Source organism: Halomonas borealis, assembly GCF_004798905.1.
Taxonomy (GTDB): domain Bacteria; phylum Pseudomonadota; class Gammaproteobacteria; order Pseudomonadales; family Halomonadaceae; genus Halomonas; species Halomonas borealis.
The window spans coordinates 457,808-480,277 of record NZ_SDMO01000001.1 but is presented as its reverse complement, the minus strand read 5'-3'; the positions used below and the strand labels follow the sequence as shown (position 1 = coordinate 480,277).

21 protein-coding genes are annotated in these 22,470 nt (G+C 66.2%); 8 read left to right on the top strand and 13 right to left on the bottom strand.

Going from position 1 to position 22,470, the window contains the following annotated elements; genetic code table 11:
• Positions 1–18: 18 nt before the first annotated feature.
• Complete coding sequence (gene argF / locus ETC07_RS02230; RefSeq protein ID WP_136246866.1) at positions 19–939, bottom strand: ornithine carbamoyltransferase; 921 nt, start codon at positions 937–939, stop codon at positions 19–21.
• Between the two features lie 154 nt (positions 940–1,093).
• Here argF and ETC07_RS02225 point away from each other — a divergent pair, with 154 nt between their 5' ends.
• Entirely contained in the window at positions 1,094–1,438 is a 345-nt protein-coding gene (locus ETC07_RS02225) for a Grx4 family monothiol glutaredoxin (RefSeq protein WP_136246865.1), read from the top strand.
• 251 nt (positions 1,439–1,689) lie between these two features.
• On the opposite strand, the gene rnt is transcribed toward ETC07_RS02225, so the two are convergent.
• Positions 1,690–2,358 carry a ribonuclease T gene (rnt, locus tag ETC07_RS02220; protein ID WP_136246864.1) on the bottom strand — a complete coding sequence of 223 codons (669 nt, stop codon included), beginning with the start codon at positions 2,356–2,358 and terminating at the stop codon, positions 1,690–1,692.
• 155 nt (positions 2,359–2,513) lie between these two features.
• On the opposite strand from rnt, the gene ETC07_RS02215 reads away from it, so the two are divergent.
• From ETC07_RS02215 to ETC07_RS02190, 6 genes are all read left to right on the top strand, one after another.
• Positions 2,514–3,734 carry an argininosuccinate synthase gene (locus tag ETC07_RS02215; protein WP_136246863.1) on the top strand — a complete coding sequence of 407 codons (1,221 nt, stop codon included), beginning with the start codon at positions 2,514–2,516 and terminating at the stop codon, positions 3,732–3,734.
• A 70-nt stretch (positions 3,735–3,804) separates the two neighbouring features.
• Positions 3,805–4,107, top strand: coding sequence for an HlyU family transcriptional regulator (locus ETC07_RS02210; protein ID WP_136246862.1), 303 nt, complete (start codon positions 3,805–3,807; stop codon positions 4,105–4,107).
• A 163-nt stretch (positions 4,108–4,270) separates the two neighbouring features.
• A complete protein-coding gene (locus tag ETC07_RS02205; protein ID WP_136246861.1) occupies positions 4,271–4,948 on the top strand; it encodes a glutathione S-transferase family protein in 678 nt (225 codons plus the stop codon).
• 126 nt (positions 4,949–5,074) lie between these two features.
• A complete protein-coding gene (locus ETC07_RS02200) occupies positions 5,075–6,037 on the top strand; it encodes a sulfurtransferase (RefSeq protein WP_136246860.1) in 963 nt (320 codons plus the stop codon).
• 68 nt (positions 6,038–6,105) lie between these two features.
• Positions 6,106–7,314 carry a YeeE/YedE family protein gene (locus ETC07_RS02195; RefSeq protein WP_136246859.1) on the top strand — a complete coding sequence of 403 codons (1,209 nt, stop codon included), beginning with the start codon at positions 6,106–6,108 and terminating at the stop codon, positions 7,312–7,314.
• Positions 7,315–7,329: 15 nt separating this feature from the next.
• Positions 7,330–7,524: a hypothetical protein gene (locus ETC07_RS02190; RefSeq protein ID WP_136246858.1), complete on the top strand. Its 195-nt coding sequence runs from the start codon at positions 7,330–7,332 to the stop codon at positions 7,522–7,524.
• Positions 7,525–7,617: 93 nt separating this feature from the next.
• Here the strand turns inward: ETC07_RS02190 and nth are convergent, their stop codons facing one another.
• The 11 genes from nth to ETC07_RS02135 form a co-directional block, all read right to left on the bottom strand.
• On the bottom strand, positions 7,618–8,253 hold the full coding sequence (gene nth, locus ETC07_RS02185; protein ID WP_136246857.1) for an endonuclease III: 636 nt from the start codon (positions 8,251–8,253) through the stop codon (positions 7,618–7,620).
• 17 nt (positions 8,254–8,270) lie between these two features.
• Positions 8,271–9,236: an RnfABCDGE type electron transport complex subunit B gene (locus ETC07_RS02180; RefSeq protein ID WP_136246856.1), complete on the bottom strand. Its 966-nt coding sequence runs from the start codon at positions 9,234–9,236 to the stop codon at positions 8,271–8,273.
• A 7-nt stretch (positions 9,237–9,243) separates the two neighbouring features.
• Positions 9,244–11,280: a methionine--tRNA ligase gene (gene metG, locus ETC07_RS02175; protein WP_136246855.1), complete on the bottom strand. Its 2,037-nt coding sequence runs from the start codon at positions 11,278–11,280 to the stop codon at positions 9,244–9,246.
• 177 nt (positions 11,281–11,457) lie between these two features.
• Positions 11,458–13,599: a putative bifunctional diguanylate cyclase/phosphodiesterase gene (locus ETC07_RS02170; protein WP_136246854.1), complete on the bottom strand. Its 2,142-nt coding sequence runs from the start codon at positions 13,597–13,599 to the stop codon at positions 11,458–11,460.
• A gap of 132 nt (positions 13,600–13,731) precedes the next feature.
• Positions 13,732–15,225 carry a tRNA uracil 4-sulfurtransferase ThiI gene (gene thiI, locus ETC07_RS02165; RefSeq protein ID WP_136246853.1) on the bottom strand — a complete coding sequence of 498 codons (1,494 nt, stop codon included), beginning with the start codon at positions 15,223–15,225 and terminating at the stop codon, positions 13,732–13,734.
• A 110-nt stretch (positions 15,226–15,335) separates the two neighbouring features.
• Positions 15,336–15,617, bottom strand: a complete 282-nt coding sequence (locus ETC07_RS02160; protein ID WP_136246852.1) for a hypothetical protein — start codon at positions 15,615–15,617, stop codon at positions 15,336–15,338.
• Between the two features lie 76 nt (positions 15,618–15,693).
• Positions 15,694–17,622 (bottom strand): EAL domain-containing protein, encoded by a 1,929-nt coding sequence (locus tag ETC07_RS02155; RefSeq protein WP_136246851.1) that lies wholly within the window; start codon positions 17,620–17,622, stop codon positions 15,694–15,696.
• Positions 17,623–17,625: 3 nt separating this feature from the next.
• A complete protein-coding gene (locus ETC07_RS02150; protein ID WP_136246850.1) occupies positions 17,626–18,342 on the bottom strand; it encodes a transglutaminase-like cysteine peptidase in 717 nt (238 codons plus the stop codon).
• 82 nt (positions 18,343–18,424) lie between these two features.
• A complete protein-coding gene (locus tag ETC07_RS02145; RefSeq protein WP_136246849.1) occupies positions 18,425–19,591 on the bottom strand; it encodes a cation diffusion facilitator family transporter in 1,167 nt (388 codons plus the stop codon).
• 64 nt (positions 19,592–19,655) lie between these two features.
• Positions 19,656–20,819 carry a 1-acyl-sn-glycerol-3-phosphate acyltransferase gene (locus tag ETC07_RS02140; protein WP_136246848.1) on the bottom strand — a complete coding sequence of 388 codons (1,164 nt, stop codon included), beginning with the start codon at positions 20,817–20,819 and terminating at the stop codon, positions 19,656–19,658.
• A gap of 19 nt (positions 20,820–20,838) precedes the next feature.
• Complete coding sequence (locus tag ETC07_RS02135) at positions 20,839–21,771, bottom strand: recombination-associated protein RdgC (protein ID WP_136246847.1); 933 nt, start codon at positions 21,769–21,771, stop codon at positions 20,839–20,841.
• A 159-nt stretch (positions 21,772–21,930) separates the two neighbouring features.
• Between ETC07_RS02135 and ETC07_RS02130 the strand changes: the two genes are divergently transcribed.
• The gene (locus tag ETC07_RS02130) at positions 21,931–22,350 is read left to right on the top strand and encodes an acyl-CoA thioesterase (protein WP_136246846.1); all 420 of its coding nucleotides are present in this window, start codon (positions 21,931–21,933) and stop codon (positions 22,348–22,350) included.
• The last annotated feature ends 120 nt before the right edge of the window (positions 22,351–22,470 follow it).

The following is a 22,470-nucleotide window of genomic DNA, read 5'->3' as shown; positions in this document are numbered from 1 at the left end:
GCGAGGGCGTCGGGACGATCAGTTCTCGACGCGACCCAAGAGCAGAAACTCGATCAGCGCCTTCTGGGCATGCAGGCGATTGCCGGCTTCCTGCCAGACCGCGGCACGCGGGTCCTCGAGCAGGGTCTCGCTGATCTCCTCACCGCGGTGGGCCGGCAGGCAGTGCAGGAACAGCACGTCGTCGGCGGCACGGTCGAGCATCGCCTCGCTGACCTGGAAGCCGGCGAAGTCGGCTTCGCGCTTGGCCTGTTCTTCTTCCTGGCCCATGGAGGCCCAGACGTCGGTGGTCACCAGATCGGCACCCTCCACGGCGGCCATCGGGTCGCGGTGGAGGGTCACCCGATCGCCGGCGGCGTCGAGGATATCCTGGCGCGGCTCGTAGCCTTCGGGGCAGACCACGCGCAGCTGGAAGTCGAACTGGCGGGCGGCATTGATCCAGGAATGACACATGTTGTTGCCATCGCCGATCCACACCGCGGTACGGTCGCGAACGCTGCCGCGCAGCTCGGTCCAGGTCATGACGTCGGCGAGCAGCTGGCAGGGGTGGTAGTCGTCGGTGAGGGCGTTGATCACCGGCACCTCGCTGGCGTCGGCGAAGGCCTCCAGGCTCTGGTGAGAGAAGGTGCGGATCATCACCGCATCGACCATCTCGGCGAGCACCCGAGCGGTATCGCCGATCGGCTCGCCGCGGCCCAACTGGGTGTCGCGGGACGACAGGAACAGGGCATGGCCGCCGAACTGCGCCATGGCGGTCTCGAACGAGACGCGGGTCCGGGTCGAGGACTTCTCGAAGATCATCGCCAGGGTGCGATTGGCGAATGGCGTGTAGGTCGGGCCATGGGTCTTCAGGCCGTTCTTGATCGAGATGCCGCGCTGGATCAGGTAGCGCAACTCTTCCGGACTCAAGTCGAGCAGGGTCATGAAATGGCGGGTGGCCATGGCGTCACTCCACGGGAAAAACGACCATCCTAGCCAGCCGGCGGGGGATGCGCAACGCGCCTGGCATCCGTACAATAAAAGCATCGAAGGCTTACCTGCGCGCTCGGGTATTGTCCGTGACGCGGCGGCCACCACCGATCCAGAGGGAATGCAGATGAGCACTACCGTCGAGAACATTCAGCGCCAGATCAGTGAAAACCCGATCCTGATCTACATGAAGGGGACTCCCCAGCTGCCCCAGTGTGGCTTCTCCGCCCAGACCATTCAGGCCCTGATGGCCTGCGGCGAGCGCTTCGCCTTCGTCAACGTGCTGGACAACCCGGACATCCGCAGCGAGCTGCCCAAGGTCGCCAACTGGCCGACCTTCCCGCAGCTGTGGGTCGAGGGCGAGCTGGTCGGCGGTTGCGACATCGTCGTCGAGATGCATCAGAACGGCGAGCTGGAAACCCTGGTCAAGGATTCCGCCGCCAAGCATCAGGACGATCAGCCGGAAGCTTGAGGCTAGCAGGGCGCGCTTCGCGCCTGGGAGCTTGAAGTGGGAAGACGACACCCCCGCAGCCATGCTGCGGGGGTGTCGTCGTTAGGGAAACGCAGATTGATTGCTGCATTCGACATCCTGGGTGTCGGCGGTGCTCGGAATCCTCATGTGGCAGGCTACACTCCGCTTCCTGAGCTCCGGCGTCACCCGGCCTCTCATCGGTCGCGACATGAATCAGCGCATCGTTAGAAGGCGCCTATCATGCTGTCGCGCTACGCCTCTTCGTCCATCCCCTGTTCGCGTTGGGCGAGCTGCCAGCCACCCAGATCCTTGTAGCGATTGACCATGGCGCAGAATAGCTCGGCGGTGCGCTCGGTGTCGTAGCGCGCCGAGTGGGCCTCGCCGTTGTCGAACGCGATGCCGGCGGCGCGACAGGCTCGGGCCAGCACGGTCTGGCCGTAGACCAGGCCGGCAAGCGACGCGGTGTCGAAGCTCGAGAAGGGGTGGAAGGGATTGCGCTTGACCCCGCAGCGCTCCACGGCGGCGTTCAGGAATCCATGGTCGAAGGCGGCGTTATGCCCGACCAGTACGGCACGGGTGCAGCCGTTGGCCTTGAGCGCCTTGCGAACCGGCCGGAAGATCTCGCCCAGCGCCTCGGCCTCGCTCACGGCAACCTGCTGGCGCAGCGGGTCGTCGAGACGAATGCCGGTGAAGTCCAGGGCGGACTGCTCGACATTGGCCCCTTCGAACGGGTTGACGTGGTAGGCATAGGTGGCGTCGGGCATCAGGTTGCCCTCGGGGTCCATCGTCAGGGTCACGGCGGCGATCTCGAGGATCGCATCGCCCTGCGCATTGAAGCCGCCGGTCTCCATATCCACCACCACGGGCAGGAAACTGCGGAAGCGTTGTGCCATGAGTTCGCGGGTGGCCACCTCGCTCATGCGCCTCTCCTTACTAGGGGCTAGGGGGACGGGTTGTCTCGAAACGCGGGAGTCTAGCAGTTCCGCCGCGATGCGTCCCGTCGGGCCGGTATTCGCGCCTGTCTCGGCGCGCTATAATCGGCCTTCTACACCGAATAGCTAAAAGGAGCCTCAGCATGTCCGATGTCAAGAAGGTCGTGCTCGCCTATTCCGGCGGCCTGGACACGTCCGTCATCGTCAAGTGGTTGCAGGAAACCTACGACTGCGAAGTGGTGACCTTCACCGCCGACATCGGCCAGGGCGAGGAAGTCGCGCCGGCTCGCGCCAAGGCGGAAGCACTGGGCGTCAAGGAGATCTACATCGAGGACCTGCGCGAGGAGTTCGCGCGTGATTATGTCTACCCGATGTTCCGCGCCAACACCGTCTACGAGGGCGAGTATCTGCTCGGCACCTCCATCGCGCGCCCGCTGATCGCCAAGCGACTGATCGAGATCGCCAACCAGACCGGTGCCGATGCGATCTCCCACGGCGCCACCGGCAAGGGCAACGACCAGGTGCGTTTCGAGCTCGGTGCCTACGCGCTGAAGCCGGGCGTCCAGGTGATCGCCCCATGGCGCGAGTGGGACCTCAACTCCCGCGAGAAGCTGATGGCCTACTGCCAGCAGCACGACATCCCGGTGGACTTCGCCGGTCAGAAGAAGAAGTCGCCGTATTCCATGGATGCCAACCTGCTGCATATCTCCTATGAAGGCGGCAACCTCGAGGACCCCTGGACCGAGGCCGAGGAAGACATGTGGCGCTGGAGCGTCTCGCCCGAGGCCGCCCCGGACCAGCCGACCTACGTCGAGCTGACCTATGACCGCGGCGACATCGTGGCCATCGACGGCGAGCCGATGCGTCCCCATGAGGTGGTGTCGCGGCTCAACCAGCTGGGCGGCGACAACGGCATCGGGCGTCTCGATATCGTCGAGAACCGCTACGTGGGCATGAAGTCCCGGGGCTGCTACGAGACGCCGGGGGGCTCCATCATGCTGCGCGCCCACCGCGCCATCGAGTCGTTGACCCTGGACCGCGAGGAGGCCCACCTCAAGGACCAGCTGATGCCCAAGTACGCCGAGGTGATCTACAACGGCTACTGGTGGAGCCCGGAGCGCCGCGCCCTGCAGGCCGCCATCGACGAGACTCAGAAGAACGTCTCCGGCGTGGTGCGCATGAAGCTCTACAAGGGCAATGCGACCGTGGCCGGCCGCAAGTCCGACGCCTCGTTGTTCGACGAGTCCATCGCCACCTTCGAAGACGATGCCGGTGCCTACGATCAGAAGGATGCCGAGGGCTTCATCAAGCTCAACGCCTTGCGGCTGCGTATCGCGGCGGGCAAGGGTCGCCAGCAGGACTGACGCGTAGGCCCAAGGAAACACGGAGTTCCCGGCGTCGAGGAGAGCTCTGCCATTCATCAGGAGGGTGCTGATGCTGAAGAAACTGTTGTCCGGCCTGTTTGGCCAGGGGGAGGCGTCACCCAGCGCCGCTCCCGAGGGCGAGCCGGTCTCCTATCAAGGCTACTGGATCGTCCCCCAGTCCGAGGAGGTGGGTGGCCAGTACCGTGTCAGCGGCTGGATTCGCAAGCCCCGCGGCGAAGGGGAAGCGATGCGCGAGCAACGCTTCGAGCGCTCCGATGTGGTGCCCGGCCGCGAGGCTTGTGATGCCTTGATGTTGAGCAAGGCGGAGCGGCTCATCGATGAGCAGGGTGATGCGCTGTTCGATGAACCCTGATCCTTGAGGCGAGTCTCTCGCGTTTTCCTCGACAAGACGGCGTCCCATGCGGGGCGCCGTCTTGCGTTGAGTGGCGATGTTGCCTCGCGGTGGCCGCCGCCAGCGGTGTCTTCAACGCGCACATGCCCGTTACACTGAGGATTCACGACACAGAGGAGGCAGCATGATTCGTGTGCATCATCTGGAAAGTTCGCGTTCCCATCGCGTGCTGTGGTTGCTGGAGGAGCTGAGCGTCGATTACGAGGTGGACGTTTATCGACGTGACCCAGAGACCTGGCTGGCGCCGGCCTCGTTGAAGGCGGTGCATCCGCTGGGCAAGTCGCCGGTGATTACCGACGAGAACCGGGGCGGCCGCGTGATCGCCGAGTCCGGGGCGATCATCGATTACCTGCTCGAGCATCACGATCCCGAGGGGCGCCTCGCGCCGCCGACCGGCGGCGATGAGCATGACCGCTATCGCTTCTGGCTGCACCACGCCGAAGGCTCGGCGATGCCGCCGCTGGTCATGCGGCTGGTGTTCTCCCGGCTCGGCAAGCCTCCGGTGCCGGCCTTGATGCGCCCGCTGGGTCGCCAGTTCGCCAAGGGCGTAGAGCATAACTTCCTCGAGCCGAGAATCCGCGAGCTGCGCGACTACTGGGAGGCCGAGCTTGCAAGCGCATCCTGGTTCGCCGGTGAGGCCTTCTCGGCGGCGGATATCCAGATGAGCTTCCCGGTGCTGGCGATGGAGCGTCGTGGCGGGATCGAGGCGACGTCGAGGCTGCAAGCCTTCCTGTCGCGCTGTCGAGAGCGGCCGGCCTACCAGCGGGCCATCGAGCGAGGTGGGGAGCTGGCGCTGGGTTGATGGCGGCATAAGTTAATAACTTTATGACCCTAAAGAAATGTTATTTATTCGTTTGGTATATATTGAAGTCGTGCTGACGACCCGCATAATGAAAGGCCCTGAATCCGGATGACAGAGGTCGAGAATATGTGGAGATCCCTCGTGGCCGGCGCCGGAATGATGGCGGCGGCATCAACGGCGCTGGCCACCGATGTCACGCCCTTGGTGGAGGCCGACTGGCTGAGTGAGCGGCTCGCTGATGATGACCTGGTGGTGCTCGACGTGCGCTCCGGCATCGATGGTGGGGGCGACCGCGGCACCTTCGAGTCGGCGCATGTTCCCGGCAGCCTCTACAGCAGTTACACCGACGATGGCTGGCGCGAGTCGCGGGATGGCGTGACGGGCGTGTTGCCGCCGGTCGCAAGTCTCGAGCGCCTGATCGGCGGGCTGGGCATCGACAACGATGACACCGTGGTGGTGGTGCCGGCCGGCACCGGGGCCACGGACTTCGGCAGCGCGGCCCGTGTCTATTGGACCTTCAAGGTGCTGGGCCATGGCGAGGTCGCGATCCTGGACGGCGGCTTCGCCGGCTGGAAGGCCCAGGGCATGGAGGTGGCCAGCGGCACTCCCGAACGCCCCGCGGTCGCCGACTTCGCGGGCGAGCTGCAGTCCGAGCTGATCGCCACCACCGAGGAGGTGCAAGCCGCCCGGGAGACGCAGGCGCAGCTGGTCGATGCTCGCCCGGCGGACTATTTCCGCGGCGAGAACCAGTCACCCGCGGTCGAGGTGCCCGGGACCATTCCCGGCGCGCTCAACCTGCCTCAACAGACACTGCTCGGTGAGCGAGATCAGGCCTGGTATCTGGATCAGGAGGTGCTGCAATCGCGCATCGAGGCGGCCGGTGTCGAGCCCGGAAGGCCTACGGTGTCGTTCTGCAACACCGGGCACTGGGCGGCGACCGACTGGTTCGTGCTCAGCGAGATCATGGGATTCGACGACGTGTCGCTCTACGACGGCTCGATGTCCGAGTGGTCTAAGGACGCTGCGCGCCCGGTCACGGTGGCCAAGCGAGGGCTCGGCAAGGTGCTCGAGTTCTTCGGCGCCGATTAAGCCGCGATCGTGTGCTCCGCGCCTGCCGGGCGCGGAGTGGATGCCCCGAGGAGTAGGACAGAGAAACGATGAATCAAGCGAATACCATGGCCGCGCCGACGGCCCGTCCGGGGCCCGATCGTTTCGTGGTCGGGCTGGCGCTCGTCGGCCTGGTGGTGCTGGGCAGCCTGGTATGGGCGGAAACGGCGCCTTTCCTGCTGGCGTTGCTGGCCATCGGCACCCTGCTGGGGGTGGCCTTGTATCATGGCGCCTTCGGTTTCACCGCCGGGTGGCGCAACCTGGTGACCCAGAAGCGTGGCGCCGGCATGCGGGCACAGCTGCTGCTGTTCGCCCTGACCGCGCTGATCATGATCCCGATCCTGGGCAGTGGCCGCGATGACGTGATCGGCGCCGTGGCCCCGGTGGGGACCTCCCTGGTGGTGGGCTCCTTCCTGTTCGGCATCGGCATGCAGCTGGGTGGGGGCTGTGGCTCCGGCACCCTGTTCACCGTCGGGGCCGGCAACCTGCGTATGCTGGTGACCTTGTTGTTCTTCATCATCGGCGCGGTGGTCGGCTCGCTGCATCTGCCCTGGTGGCTCGACCTGCCGGCGGTGGATCCGATCAGCCTGATCGATGGGGTCGGTGTGCCCGGCGCCATCGCCGTGCAGTGGCTGGGGCTCGGTGCCGTCGCGCTGTGGGTCAACCGCGTCGAGCGGCGGGCTCACGGCCATCTCGAGCATGGCGAGCTGCGGCTTCGCCCGGCCGAGGGAGGTGCCCTGAAGGCCCTGTTCACCGGCCGCTGGCCGTTTCTGTGGGCGATCGCCGTGCTGGCGGTGGGCAATGCGTTGACGCTGGTCATCGGCGGCTCGCCCTGGGGCATCACCTTCGCCTTCAACCTGTGGGGCGCCAAGGCGCTGCAGGGGCTCGGCGTGGACATGGGGCACTTCGAGTTCTGGAGCTGGGCCTATCCCGCTCAGGCCCTGTCCGACTCGGTGCTGGTCAACATTCCGTCGGTGATGAACTTCGGGCTGCTGCTGGGCGCGATGCTCGCCGCCGGCATGGCCAGCCGCTTCAACGAGGCCAGCCGCCGGACGCCGTCGGGTCGCTCCTTCCTCGCCGCCGTGGTGGGCGGGTTGTTGCTCGGCTATGGGGCGCGGCTAGGATTCGGCTGCAATATCGGGGCGCTGTTCTCCGGCCTGGCCTCGGCCAGCGTGCATGCCTGGGTGTGGTTCGCCTGCGCCTTCGCCGGTTCGTGGATCGGCATTCGCCTGCGCCCCTGGTTCCGCCTGGCCAACTGATTCCAAGGAGACGACATGACCGCCGCCTATCAACGCCATCGCCTCGTCGGAGTCCTGTTGGCCGTGCTGGTGATGATCCTGATCGATCATCTGCACAGCCCCACCTTCGCCTTCAACATGGGCAATGGTCGTGCGGAGTCGGCCCTGGTGCAACGCGATGCCAGTGCCTGTGCGCCCTGCGGTGCGCCCTGCCCATCGACGCGGGAGTGATATCTCGGGGATGAGGTGACGTCGACGCCGCGGCTTGGCCGCGGCGTCTTGCGTTTTGGGGCATGGAGCGTGAGGCGTCGACGAGGCGCCGGTTCAGAGATCCAGCTTGTCGGGGTACTCGCAGAGGTCCTCGATGACGCAGCTTCCACAGCGCGGCTTGCGGGCCACACAGGTGTAGCGGCCATGCAGGATCAGCCAGTGATGGGCATCCTGGCGAAACTCCCGGGGCACATGGCGCATCAGCCGTTGCTCGACCTCGACCACGTCCTTGCCCTTGGCCAGGCCGGTGCGGTTGGAGACCCGGAAGATATGGGTGTCCACGGCGATGGTCGGCTCACCGAAGGCGGTGTTGAGGATGACGTTGGCGGTCTTGCGGCCGACGCCGGGCAGCGCCTCCAGGGCCTGGCGTGTGCGGGGCACCTGACCATCGTGGTTGTCGACCAGGAGTCGGCAGGTCTTCATCAGGTTCTCGGCCTTGGTGTTGTACAGGCCGATGGTCTTGATGTGTTCCTTCAAACCGTCGAGGCCCAACGCAAGAATCGCCGCGGGCGTGTTGGCGACCGGGAAGAGTCGGTCGGTGGCCTTGTTGACGCCCACGTCGGTGGCCTGTGCCGACATCAGCACCGCGGCGAGCAGCTCGAAGGGCGTCGACCAGTTCAGTTCGGTGGTGGGCTCGGGATTGTGCTCGCGCAGGCGCGCGAATATCGCGTGGCGTTTGTGGGCATTCATGGCGTGGTGGCTGAGGCTCAGTGGGAGGCGGAATCGAGGGCGGCGCGGGCATCGCTGAGCATCCGCTCGGCGCGCTCGATCTGCACGTGGGCAGCGGCGATGGCATCATCGTCGTGCTGACGCTCGGCGTGAGCGAGCTGCTGACGGGCGCGGCGCCGGGCCTGTTCGGCGGCGTTGACCGCCATGCGGCGCTGTCGCGCGTCCGGGTGTGAGGCCTGGGTGCCGGTGGTGGTTTCCAGCTGCCGGTCGATCTCGGCCAGGCGTTCGCGCAGCTCCGCCTCGCGCCGTGCCAGGGCGTCGCCCTGGGTGGGATCGAGGTCGTCTGCCTGGCGCTGGCGATCCAGCCGCTTGAGGCTGGCGACCAGGCCGATGCGGTTGGCACGCAGGCTGCTCGAGGAGGCCGCGGCAGGCTGGCCAGGGACGGCGTCCGATGTCGACCGGCGGCGCTCGAGACGCCGTTGGCGCTTCTCTGCGGCGTCGCGCTCCAGGCGTGCGTTGCGGGCCTCGAAGCGTTGCCGTCCGCGCTCGGCACGTTGTGCCAGGTAGGCGGCCTGTTCGGCGTCGTCATCGGCGGCCTGCCAGTCGGGATGCGGCAGCAGGTCGATGCAGTCGACCGGGCAGGGGGCGACACATAGCTCGCAGCCGGTGCATTCGGCCTCGATCACCGTATGCATCTGCTTGGCGGCGCCGAGGATGGCATCCACCGGGCAGGCCTGGATGCACTTGGTGCAGCCGATGCATTCGTCCTCGCGAATCCAGGCCACCAGCGGTGATTGTGCCGGCTGCTCGAGCGGTATCGCGGCCTGGCCGGTCAGCTCGGCCAGTCGCGCCACGGTGGCATCGCCACCGGGCGGGCAGCGGTTGATCGCCTGTCCCGCGGCGATGGCCTCGGCATAGGGGCGGCAGCCGTCGTGGCCACACTTGCCGCACTGAGTCTGTGGCAGGGTAGCGTCGACGGCTTCGATCAGGGCGCGTTGCTCCATGCCGGGCTCAGCTCACGCGTTGGCCGGGCTGGGCGCCGGAATGCGGCTCCAGCAGGTAGATGCCGGCGTCGTCGCCGGCGGCCAGCACCATGCCCTCGGAGACGCCGAAGCGCATCTTGCGCGGGGCCAGGTTGGCGACCATCACGGTGAGCTGGCCTTCCAGGGCCTCCGGCGCATAGGCCTTGCGGATGCCGGCGAAGACGTTGCGCGTCTCCCCGCCGATGTCGAGGGTCAGCTGGAGCAGCTTGTCGGCGCCCTCGACGTATTCCGCCTTGGCGATGCGGGCGATGCGCAGATCGACCTTGGCGAAGTCGTCGAAGGCGATCTCGTCGGCGATCGGTTGGTCGGTCAGCGGCCCCTTGGGGGTGTCCTTGAGCTTCTGCTCTTCCACCAGATCCTCCTTCGAAGCCTCGATCATGGCGTCGATGCGATCGCTCTCGACCCGCGTCATCAGCGGCTTGAACTTGGCGATCTCGTGATCGGTCAGCAGTTGCTGGCGGCTGTCCCAGGCCAGGGAGTCGAGCTTCAAGAAGGCGCGGGCGCCTTCGGCCATGCTCGGCAGCACCGGGGCCAGGTAGACCATCAGCTGGCGGAACAGGTTGATGCCCACCGAACAGATGTCGAGGACCTCCTGCTCGCGACCTTCCTGCTTGGCCAGCACCCAGGGTTCGGCCTCGGCGATGTAGGTGTTGGCCTCGTCGGCGAGTTCCATCACCTTGCGCATGGCGCGCCCGAACTCGCGGGCCTCGAAGTGCTCGGCGATCTCGTCGCCGGCGGCGATGAAACGCGCGACTCGCTCGGGCTCGGCGCAATGCTCGGAGAGCCGGCCACCGCCGAGTTTCTTGACGAAGCCGGCGCAGCGACTGGCGATGTTGACCACCTTGCCGACCAGATCCGAATTGACGCGCTGGGCGAAGTCCTCGAGATTGAGGTCCAGGTCGTCGACGCCGGCGGTGAGCTTGGCGGCGAAGTAGTAGCGCAGGTATTCGGGGTTCAGGTGCTCGGCGTAGGTGGCGGCCTTGATGAAGGTCCCGCGGGACTTGGACATCTTGGCGCCGTTGACGGTGACGAACCCGTGGCAGTTCACCGCGCTCGGGGTGCGCATGCTGGCACCATGCAGCATGGCCGGCCAGAACAGCGCGTGGAAGTAGACGATGTCCTTGCCGATGAAGTGATAGATCTCGGCCGTGGAGTCCTCGCGCCAGTAGGCGTCGAAATCGAGGCCTTCGCGTTCGCAGAGGTTCTTGAAGCTGGCTAGGTAACCGATCGGCGCGTCCAGCCAGACGTAGAAGTACTTGCCCGGGGCGTCGGGGATCTCGAAGCCGAAGTAGGGGGCATCGCGGGAGATGTCCCACTCGTTGAAACCGGCCTCGAACCATTCCATCAGCTTGTTGCGGATCTGGGGCTGCACATGGCCGTCGTTGATCCAGCGCTGCATGAAGTCGGCGAAGTCCGGCAGCTTGAAGAAGTAGTGGGTCGAGCTGCGGACCTCCGGTGTGGCGCCGGAGATCGCCGAGACCGGTTCGATCAGCTCGGCCGGGGTATAGGTGGCGCCGCAGGCCTCGCAGTTATCGCCGTACTGGTCGTCGGTCTTGCACTTCGGGCAGCTGCCCTTGATGAAGCGATCGGCCAGGAACAGGCCCTTGACCGGGTCGTACATCTGCTCGATATCGCGGGTGGCGATATGACCCTGATCGCGTAACCGGGTGTAGATCAGTTCGCTGAAGTGGCGGTTTTCCTCGGAGTGGGTCGAGTGGTAGTTGTCGAAGGCCACCCCGAAGCGTGCGAAGTCGGTCTGGTGCTCGTCGCTGACGCGGTCGATCAGCGCCTGAGAGGTGATGCCCTCCTGCTCGGCGCGCAGCATGATGGCGGTGCCATGGGCGTCGTCGGCGCAGACGTAGTGGCAGTCGTGGCCGCGACTCTTCTGGAAGCGCACCCAGATGTCGGTCTGGATGTATTCCAGCAGGTGACCCAGGTGGATGGAGCCATTGGCATAGGGCAGGGCGCTGGTGACCAGGATCTGGCGCGGGGCGGTGTTCGACATGGTGGCTCTGAGGTTCCCGTAAGCGTGGAACATGGCGGCCGACTCGACGCCTGGGCGAAGTCGAGGCCGTCATGCGAGATATCCGTGAAATCAGGCCTCGGATTGTAGCATTTTCCGCGTCCCCTGCACTCGCCCTCGCCGGGCGCGAGGCCAGAAGTGTCGGGCCGCGCGACGGGGTCACGGACGGCGGGAGTGCCACCCGCTTGCCGGCCAGCGCTCCAGCCAGGGCAGGACCTGCTCGGCAGGCATGGGGTGGGCGATGGCGTAGCCCTGTGCCAGCGAGCCTCCCAGCTGCAGCAACCGCTCGCCGTGGGCAGGCGATTCGATGCCCTCGGCGATCACGTCGAGCCCGAGCCGCGCGCCGATCTGGAGGATGCCCTGAACGAGGGCGGTATCGCGGTCGTCGTCGAGCATGGCGGCGACGAAGCGCTTATCGATCTTGAGGATGTCGATGGGCAGCTCGCGCAGGTGCGACAGCGATGAGTATCCGGTGCCGAAGTCGTCCAGCGCGACGCGCAGCCCCATGTCGCGGCAGTGCTGGAGCGCCCGGCTGACGGCCTGCTGGTCATCCATGGCGGCGCTTTCCTGGAACTCGATCTCGAGCATGCGGCCATCCAGCCCAGGGTGTCGTGCCAGGGCACGGGTCAGCCGCTCGGCGAATTCAGGCAAGGCCAGATCGTTGGCGCTGGCATTGAAGCCGATGCGCAGCGCGAGGCCCTGGTGTCGCCACTGCTCGAGCTGGTCGAGGATCCGCTCGATGACCCAGTCGCCGAGGGGCGATTCGAGCCGGCTGCCGAGCAGCTGAGGCAGGAAGTCGGCGGGTTCGAGCAGGCCGTGTTCGGGGTGCTGCCAGCGCAGCAGGGCTTCCAGGCCACAGGCCTCACCGCGGCGCAGGTCGACGCGTGGCTGGTAGTGGAGCAGGAACTCGTCGCCGCACAGGGCCTGTTCGAGGCGGTCCAGGCGTCGGCGGCTGTGATGTTCCTCCTGATAGTGTCTGGCATCGAACAGGCAATGGCGGTTCTTGCCGCTGCGTTTGGCGCGATACATGGCCTGGTCGGCGTGGCGCAGCAGGATTTCGGCTTCCGAGTCGTCATGCGGGAACAGGGTGATGCCGATGCTGCTGGAGGTCTTCACCAGCGAGTCGTCGAGGGGGATGGGGCGGCCGATCAGGTCGTGAATGCGTTCGACCACCTGCAGGCATTCGTCCTGGCTGTCGAGATCACCCAGCAGCAGCGCGAACTCGTCGCCCCCCAGCCGGGCCAGGACGTCATTAGCGCGAATGGCGTGCCGCAGGCGTTGGCTGACCGTGATCAGTACCTGATCGCCGGCCGCGTGTCCGAGGCGATCGTTGATCGGCTTGAAGCCATCCAGGTCGAGGAAGCAGACAGCGAGCAGCGTCTCATCGCGCCGTGCGCGAGGCAGGGCGGCCTCGAGGCGCTCGGCGAAGTGACGGCGGTTGGGTAGTTCGGTCAGTACATCGTGGCGGGCCAGGCGGTGAAGTTCCTCCTGGTGGCGCTTGAGGAGGGTGATGTCGGAGAAGGTGGCGACGTAATGAAGGCGTTGGCCCTGGTCGTCGCGTACCACCGAGGCGGACAACAGCAGAGGGTAGGTCTCGCCGTTGCGTCGCTGGCCGATGATCTCGCCCTTCCAGTTATGATGCGTTTCCAGGTGCTGGCAGATGGCCTCATAGGCTTCGGCATTGCGTTGGGCGGTGCCGAGCATGCCGGGCGTCAGGTCGAGGACCTCCTCACGGTGGTAGCCGGTGATGCGCGTGAAAGCGGCGTTGACATCGCAGATGCGCTGTTCGGCATCGGTGATCATGATGGCGTCGTAGCTGGATTCGAAGACGCTGGCGGCGAGCCGGCGATGCTTTTCGGCCTCGCGCTGTTCGGTGATGTCGTGACCGATGCAGAGCCTGTCGCCGCCCGGCAGGACGACGTTGGCCCACAGGGTGGTGAGTCGACGCCCGTCCCGGGTCCTGGGAGTCCACTCCTGAAACCTCGAGCCGTCGTGTGAGGCTAGGCCGGCCACGACGTCCTGGTACTCCGTGACATCGGGGTAGAAGAGGGCCAATGGATCGGGATGCGCCATGACCTCGTCGGTGCGCCAGCCGAAGGCACGCTCGCACTGGTGATTCCAGAGGATGCAGCGCCTCTGGCGATCGAAGCCATTGAGCATGATCGGGGTGCGGCCGAACAATTGCTCGATCAGCGCCAGGAGGTCATCGCGGCGACCATTCAGCACATCGGTTGTCTCGCAGGCATCGGCGAGCCGGGCTAGCAGGCCGCCCTCGGCCCGGGAATCGGAATCCATGCCCATGTAAGGCGACTCACGGAGGGAATGTGCCCTCACTATAGTGGGGAAGTGTGGGGCCTGCCGAGGGAGTGAGTAGGAGATTTCTCCTACTCTGGGGGGGAGATAGCACGCCTCTGCGTTATCAGAGGCCGGGTGTCAGGCGTCGGGGCGCTGGTGATAGACGCCGAAGTGATGCAGGCCGCGATCGGCGAGATGGAGCGCCTGCATGCGGCTCATCACGCCCTGGTCGCAATACAGCAGGTAGTGCTTGTCGGCGTCGAGTTCGGGAGCCTTGTCCTGCAGCTCGAAGAAGGGGATCTCGATCAGCGGCACCTGGGACAAGGCTTGGGGAAGCAGCAGGGGCGCGGCCTCGCGTTCATCGGCGCGGCGGATGTCGATGATGCAGGGCCCGTCGAGTGCGGTGAGCTCCTCCGGGGTGTTCGCCGTCACGACCTCGGCGGTCGGCGCCTCGTCCTCCAATACTTGGTCGATCTGCTTGACGACGGTGGCCTGGATGGCCGCGTCGAGCACGCCGTCATCGAAGTCGCGCTCGGCCGCCAGCACGTCGTTCAGCGGCGCCTTGTTGTGGGGCCGGCGCGAGATCACGCCACAGTATTCGGGCATGGATTCGGCGATGCGGGCGGTGCCGATGAGCCGGGCCCGGTCGATGATGTCCTGCTTGTCGTCGGTCAGCACCGGGCGCAGGATCGGCCGTTCACTGACCTCGTCGATCACCGCCAGGTTGGCGAGTGTTTGGCTGGAGACCTGGGCGATCGCTTCGCCGGTGACCAGTGCCGGAATGCGCAAGCGCTGTGCCACCCGGTTGGCGGCGCGAATCATCAAACGCTTGAGCACCACCCCCATCAGACCATCGGGGATGCTGCGCAGGATCTCGCCGACCACGCCGTCGAAGGGCACCGAGATAAACTTTACCTTGTGAGACAGGCTATAGCGTTCCCAGAGGTGGTGGCTGACATCGCGCACGCCGGCCTCGTGAGCCGGGCCGCCCAGGTTGAAAAACAGGAAGTGCGTCTTGACGCCTCGGCGGATCATCTTCCAGGCCGCCACCGGGGAGTCGAAGCCGCCCGACATCAGCGCCAGGGCCTGGCCCTGCACGCCGAGCGGGTAGCCGCCTAGCCCCTTCCAGCGCGCGCGGATCACCTGCAGACGCCGGTCGTGAAGCTCCACCGGCACCACGACCTCGGCGTGCTTGAGATCGACCCGGGCTCCCGGCGCCGCTTCGAGCAGGCGGCCGCCGAGATAGCGCTCGATATCCGCGGAGGTGAAGTCGTGTTGCCCGCGTCGCTTGGCCTGGACCCGGAAGCTGTGTCCGGCGATCGCCGGGCTCCACAGTGGCACGATATGCTCGGCGGCCTGTTCCAGGGACTCGAAGGCCACCTCCTCGGTGGCCAGTATCTGCTGGATGCCGGGGATACGCGTCAGGCTGTCCTCGATGGCGGCCGTGGTCTCGGCTGTCAGGTCCTCCGACAGGCGCACGCGCACGGCGTCCCACTGGTCCTTGACCCGAGCGCGTTCATCCATGCGGCGCAGGGTGTTGCGGATGTTGGACGTCAGGCAGCGAGTCATGTGCTGACGCACCGAGCGGGACTTGATGGTGATCTCGGGGTGGAGCTTTAGCAGATAGAGCATGAGGCGCGGCGTTGATAAAGTGTCACGGTATTATACCACCTGCCATGCACAAGCGCAGTCGGGGGAGGCGTATTACGGCGCCGTGAGTCGCCTCCTCGTGCTCCGCAGGATCAGTACAGGGCCTGTTCTTCCCTGACCACTTCCTTGAGGAGCTCGAGGAAGAGGCGGTCGGCCTCCGAGTGCTCCTTGGGATCCTCGGGGATGTGCACGCTGGTGGTATCGGATATCTCGTTGGCGATGTGCGCCATGACGTCTGATTGGTCGCTCTCGCCGAGGCGTTGCCGGGCGACCGCCAGGGACTGTTCCAGAACTTTCGGATCTTGTAGCAGCTTCTTGATGAAACTGCGTAGTTCATTGATGACGCGAGTCTTCTGGATCTCCGATGACGACATGGCATTTCTCCTTGGGCGGGCGGGACGGATCTCCGCCGACGATACCATGTTTTTTCCGAAGCTCCAGCGCCAACCCTCACGAGGTCGGTGCGGGTGGGAAAGGGTCGAGCCAGTCGGTGCAAGGCCCGGTGACCCCGTCGAGCCCCAGTTCGAAGAGCATGCGGGCCTCAACGCCATGCTCGACGCCTTCGGCGATGGCCAGGATGCCCAGCGAGTGGCAGAGCGTGGCCATGCCGCGCAGTATGGCCTGCTGCTCGTGGCCTTCCGCCACATCCTTGACCAGGGTGGCGTCGATCTTCAAGTAGCTCAGGCCGAGGTCGTGGAGGTCGGCGATGCGGGTGAGTTCGGCGCCGACATGCTCCAGCCCCAACTGGCATCCCAGGGGGCGAAGTATCGTGCACAGGGCACGGAAATGTTCGAGATCCTGGATGGCGAGATTGCCGGGGATATCCAGCCACAGCCGCGTGGCGGCATCGGGCTTGGCGCCGAGTCGTGCGCCTAGTTCCCAAGCGAAGTGGGCGTCGCGCATCGCGTCGCCGGAGAGGTGGATGCTCACCGGCTGGTGGTGCTGGACGATGTCTTGCAACGCGGCGTCGACCACCGCGAGGTCCAGCTGCGTCGACATGCCCAGCCGTGACACCCAGGGTGCGAACACTCCGGCGGTCCGCCATTGCTGTTTCAGGTACAGGCGCGACGGGCACTCGACATGCAGCAGTTTGCCGTCTCGATCCAGCACCGGGTGATGGGCCAGGCTGAGGCCTTCCTCGAGGGCGTTTTTCAGGGCCTGGTGCCATTCCGCGTGATCGTCGAACAGGCTGCCGGCCTGGGTGTTATCGATGATGACGGGGTCGTGAAGCCCTTGGGCTTCGGCCGCCGAGAGCGCGTCATCGAGGCCCGCGAGTTGCGTGTTGCACCGATCGCCCTGGGCGTAGTGTCCGAGCACGGCCGGCAGCACGATCGGCGCATGCCGTGCCTCGATCAGCATCTGCAGATGGTGCTTGAGTTCACGCCGCAGCGGGTCGAGGTCGTCCAACCCCGGCAACAGCAAGGCGAAATCCCGGCCGTCGAGGCGCCCGACCAGGCCGCTGCCGTGTGCCTGGAGCAAGCGTTTCAGTGAGGCGACGAGTTCCCTCAGGAGTGTGTCCGCGCCGTCATGGCCGAGCCGCTCGTTGAGCTGCCCCAGGTGGCTGACGCGAATCAGCGCCAGGCCGCCGCTGGCGCGGGCGTTCTGGCTCTCCAGATGAATCTGTAGCTGGGCGAGGAAGGCGTCGCGGTTCAGCGCGCCGGTCACCGCGTCGTGCTGCAGGCGCTGGCGCAGTCCATCGATCAGTTGGCTCTCGCGGTCGAGCATCTCGCCCACATCGTGGCTCAGCCGGTTCATGGCCTCGACCACGTCGCCGAGCTCTCGGGTGTGGGGGACGGGAGAGCGAGTGAAGCGACGCATGCCGATGTCCCGTGCCTGCTCGACGACCCGGTGTAGCGGCCGGCGGATGCTGCGTACCCACCAGCCGCCGAGCAACAGCCCCGTGAGGCCGGCCAGCCCGAACCAGCCGGCCAGTTTCAGGACGCTTCGCCATAGCGAGCGGTAGGCATAGCTGTGCTGGCTTTCCACCGTCAGGGTGCCGAACTGCTGCCAGCCGTTCTGGACCACCGCCACGCCGGGAGCGACGTGGAGGTCGACCAGTTCGATAAACCAGGCCGGTACGTTGCCGATCGCCGCATCGGCCTGGCGTGACTCGAGGAGTGTGCCCTCGGAGGAGCGCAGTTCGATACGCCGATAGTAGCCGGTATCGAACTGGGCGGCGATCAGTAGTTCGACGGTGACATCGTCCTTGGGCATCTGGGTCAGGGTCAACGCCAAGGCGTTGGCGTTATCGAGGTTCTTGATGCGGACTTCCTGCTCGATATAGTCGCGGCTGGTGGCCACGCTGATGAATAGGCTGGCGCCGAAGGACAATAGTATGAGCCCGGCGATGATCCACCACAGCTGTTTGATGAGTGACATATGTTATCTCCCCTGGGTGAAGCCCTGTTGTCGCATGCGCTCGATGGCGCTGCGCCATCGAGACAGGCGTGCCACGGGGTCGGCGCGCGATTGGCGGGAGTCGTCGGTCCATAGGCCGCGGCCGTTGAAACTGAACAGTGGGTCGAGGTCCGGCCGCTCGCCGGCCGGCCGGATCGTGGTCACTAGGTTGTCCAATACCATGGGTTCTGCCCCGGGCGAGACGTAATAGCCGAGCACCATGTGCGCTTGAGTGATGCGGCTGCGCCCGATCCGGGCCTTGACATAGATGAGGCGCAGTACGGTCTCGGGCAGGCCCAGTTCGCGCAGCGATATGTACTTGGCAATGGTGAAGTCCTCGCAATCGCCGGCGCCATGGCCGAGCGTTTCCAGGGGGGTGGCCCAGTAGTCTTCCTGCCGCCAGATCTCATCGTCATCGAGCCAGCGTACGTGGCGATTGATGAAGTCGTTGACCCCCGTCAACTGCGCGGCGATATCGGCGCCGCGCAGCCCGTCCAGCATCGCCAGCCAGGTCTCGAGTATCGAGAGGCCGTCAGCCCCATATTGCCGTCGCATACTGTCGCGTAGGCGTGCCTGGTCGAGGCGTGCCAGCGCGTCGAGGGCATGCAGGCCCAGTGTGGCGGTGGTCAGCATGCTGCCGAGCAGGATCAGGCACTGCCGGCGTTCGGTTGAGGCCGGACCGGGACGAGGGAAGACGGACATGGCATCCCGCTCATGGGGGAGGGTGAGATCAAGCTTAGGTGGGAGGGGAGGGAAGCGCGAGCGTGGGCCGATGCGGAGGCGATCAGCCGCATCCCGGACCCTGCCACAGCCGCAGTCGACCCAGCCAGTCGAGCCCGCTCGCGGCGCGGCGAAGCTCGGCGGCGGCGGCGTTGAGGGCGAAGGGGTGGGGCGAGGCGTCGAGGTAAAGGGACACATCGATCCGATCGTCCAGATAATGCAGGTCGAGATCGATACGCGCCTGCCAGGCGGGCTGTTCGTGCCAGGCCTCATCGAGCAGCGCCTCGACATCGACGCGCAGCGGCAGGCCAGGACGCAGGCTGTGTTCGGTCTCGCCTTCGTCGTCTTCGGGGTCGATGTGGAAGGTGATGTCGGCCAGGTGTGGCAGCGTCTCGCGTAGCCGGCGGCTGACGGTATTGCCGATCTCGTGGGCCTCGGAGACGGTGACACGTGGCGGCACCACGATATGCAGGTCGAGCAACACATCGTCGGCGATGCGGCGGGTGCGTAGCTCGTGGACGCCGTGCACGCCCGGGACCTGCTCGGCGGTGTGTTGCAGTCGCGCCTGTTCTTCCTCGGGCAGGGCGGTGTCGATCAGCTCCTGGCCGGACTCCCACAGCAGGCGGCCGCCGACCTGGCCGACCATCACGCCGACGATGATCGCGGCCACGGCATCCATCCAGGCAAGGCCCAGCTGGGTGGCGACCAGCCCGATCAGCACCACCAGGGTGGAGAGCGCATCGGAGCGGGAATGCCAAGCGTTGGCCGCCAGCAGGCGCGAACCGATGCGGCGGGCGGCGCGCATCGTGTAATGGTAGATGGCTTCCTTGGCGAGCAGGGACGCGCCGGCGATGGTGATGGCCCAGCCGCCGGGTGCATGGGCGGCCTCGCCAGCGATCAGGCGTCCCACGCTCGCCCAGGCGATGGCGCCGGCGACGAAGATCAGTACGCTGCCGAGCCACAGCGTGGCCAGGGTTTCGATGCGGCCGTGGCCGTAGGGGTGGAGGCGGTCGGGCGCCTGGCGGCCGAAGTGGGTGGCCGCCACCACGAACAGGTCGGTGACGATATCGGAGAAGGAGTGGATGCCATCGGCGACCAGAGCCGCCGACCCGACCAGCAGGCCGGCGATGAGCTTGGCGAGGCCGACCAGGAGATCCACCAGCGCCCCGATCAGCGTGACCCGGTGGGCCGCTCGGGCCTGGTTCGCGCGCTGCGTGGGGCTCGGTGTCATCCTGGGTCTCCCTTAGCCCTGGTATGGCGGTGGGCCTGGGCGCTGCACCGCCTGTGCCGGGTGGTTAAATCCTGCCGTGCGCATGACGCACCGGGTTGGCGTACTGGGCGAGCCACCAGTCGCGTAGCTCCGATGGCACCGCGGTGAGCCGAGCCTGGAAGTGGGCACGGTCGGCGTCGGTGACCTCGCTCAGGTCCAGCAGCTCTGGGGCATCGCCCAGGGCCTCGAGGGCCAGATAGTGGCTGGGGAAGAGGTGATAGCCGCCGAGCACCTGACGGTCGATCTCCGAGGCGACCGTCTCGGGGCTGTTGAAGTCCGCCGTGAGCGGCGTGCCGAAGCGCAGGTGCACGCGGCCTTTCTGGCCGGTGATGCCGGCGACGATGGAGCGGATGTCTTCGAACTCGCTCTTGTCGTAGGCGCCGCTGGTATGCACGGCGTGCAGTTCGCGGGCCTTCTGCACGTCGCAGGGGTCGTACTCGTAGCTGATCGACACCGGCACCACGCGCAGCTCGGCGATCGCGTCGCCGATATCGGCGCTGCGGTCTTCGCCGCGGCGCGCCATGGTCAGCATCTTCAAGATCGCCGGGTCGGTACCGTCGATGCCGTCCTTGGCCCGGCCCTCGCGCTGGGCCATCCAGATCGAATGGTTGTCGACGGTGATCGAATGGCGAATGTAAGCCGAGAGCTTCTGGTAGGCGGCCAGCATGGCCCGCTTGCCGCGGGCACTGCGCGGCACGATGAAACTCTTGTTGAGCCGCATCAGATCGGTGACGTAGGGCTTTTGCAGCAGGTTGTCGCCGATGGCGATGCGCACCGTGTTGCGGTTCGCCAGGTAGAGGGCGTAGTTGACGAACGCCGGGTCCAGCGAGATGTCGCGGTGGTTGCCGATGAACAGGTAGGCGGTATCGGGCTCCAGCTGTTCCAGCCCATCGACGCGGAAGTCGGTGGTCGAGTTGCGCAGCATCCGCTGCATGTAGGCGGCGATGCGGTCCTGAAAGCCGCGAATGGTGGTGACGTCGCGTACCTCGCGACGCACCGCGGCGCTGGCGATGGTGCGCGAGAGTCGCGGCATCCACTTGGCCAGGCGCGGCAGGCGGAAGCGGGTCAGGGCGTCGAGCAGCTCAGGATCCCGGGCGAGGCGCTCCAGCGCCTCGGCTACCTCCCCGTCGTGATAGGGGCGAATCTCGGCCCAGGGATCGTGGGCGTTTTGGTCGTGCGTGGTCGTCATGAGCGCGGGGCCGTGTCGGTCAGGCGGATGGGGTGGCCTGGCCGGCTTGGGCTTCGCCGCCCAGCCAGTCCAGCAGACGCTCGATGCCGTCGGCCAGCGCCTGGGTCATCAGCAGGAAATCGGTCTCCAGGCGTACCAGGGCGTCGTCGCCATCGTCGGTCTGGGAAGCCTCGTCGACGAGGGCGTCGTCGAAGCGTAGTGACTTGACCGCCAGGTCGTCATGCAGCACGAAGGTCAGCCGGCCTTCCAGGGCCAGGGCCAGCTTGCTGGCCTGGCGGTCGCCCTCGAGCAGTTGCTGGATCTCGTCGCTGTCGAGATCGACCTGGCGGGCGCGCAGCACGCCGTCGTCGCCCTTGGCCTTGAGCTCGACCTGATCGCCGAGCATCAGGTCGGCGGGCCGTGAGGCCGGATCGCCGAGCCAGGTGGTCATGGCGCGCATCGGCAGGGTCTGGCTGGCCAGAGGAGTGACCTTGAGGCTGCCCAGGGTCTCGCGCAGCAGGTCGAGCAGCTCCTCGGCACGCTTGCGGCTGCTGGTGTTGATAGCGATCAGGTGGCGGCGGCTATCCCACCATAGATCGACCTTCTGGCTACGCACGAAGGCGCGTGGCAGCAGTTCCTCATAGACCTGCTCCTTGAGCGCGAGCTTCTCCTGCCGGCGCAGCTTGCGGCTCTCGGCGGTCTCGATGACCTCCACGCGTTCCTCGAGTTCTTCCTTGACCACGGCGGCGGGCAGCAGCCGCTCCTGGCGTAGAGCGGTGATCAGTCGTTGACCCTGCAGCTCGTGGAGCAGCTGGGTGCCGGCGCGGCCGGCGGGTGCCGACCAGCCGAGACGACGTGCCTCGCTGCCACCCAGCGGGCGAAACGCCTGTTGCGTCAGGGCCTCCTCGAGGCTCGTGGCATCCAGGTCGGGTGCGTCGTGCAGGCGATAGAGGTGCAGATGCTTGAACCACATGAATGAAGCGTTTCCTGGGCGAAAAGGGGCACATTATGGCGAATGGGGAACGGGGGTGCCAGGGCCCGCTCGGCTGCGTATTCAAACTGACGTTTGAATGTCGGCGATGGGTCTGACTAGAATCGGAAGTTCGCTGTCCTATTACTGACGGAGATTCTCATGGATGATCGGCGCTCCACCATAGCGCTGCGCGTGCGCGGCTATCACCTCGACGGCTACGGCCACGTCAACCATGCTCGCTACCTGGAGTTCCTGGAGGAGGGGCGCTGGGCGTATTTCGACGAACGGCAGGCGTTGGCCGAGGTGATCCAGGGCGGCGAGGTGGCCTTCGTCGCCGTCAACCTCAACATCGACTATCGCCGAGCGGCGATGGCCGGTGATGATCTGGAGGTGGTCACCGGGCTCGCCGAGCTTGGTAGCCGCAGCGCACGGATGCACCAGGACATCCGTCGTGTGCGCGACGGCAAGGCGGTGGCCAGTGCCGACATGACCTTCGTGCTGCTGGACGTGACGGCCAACAAGGCCGTGGCCATCGATGGCATGCTGCGCGAGGCCCTGGCGCCGCTGGTCGTCGACTGAGCGCGTCGTCGCATCTCCCGGAATGCGGCGCCTGGCGATAGCCCAGCCTGACCGCTGCTTTGCGCGCCCCACAGTGGTATGATGCACGGCTGAAATGGCGCGTCGTCTCACGGCCAGGCG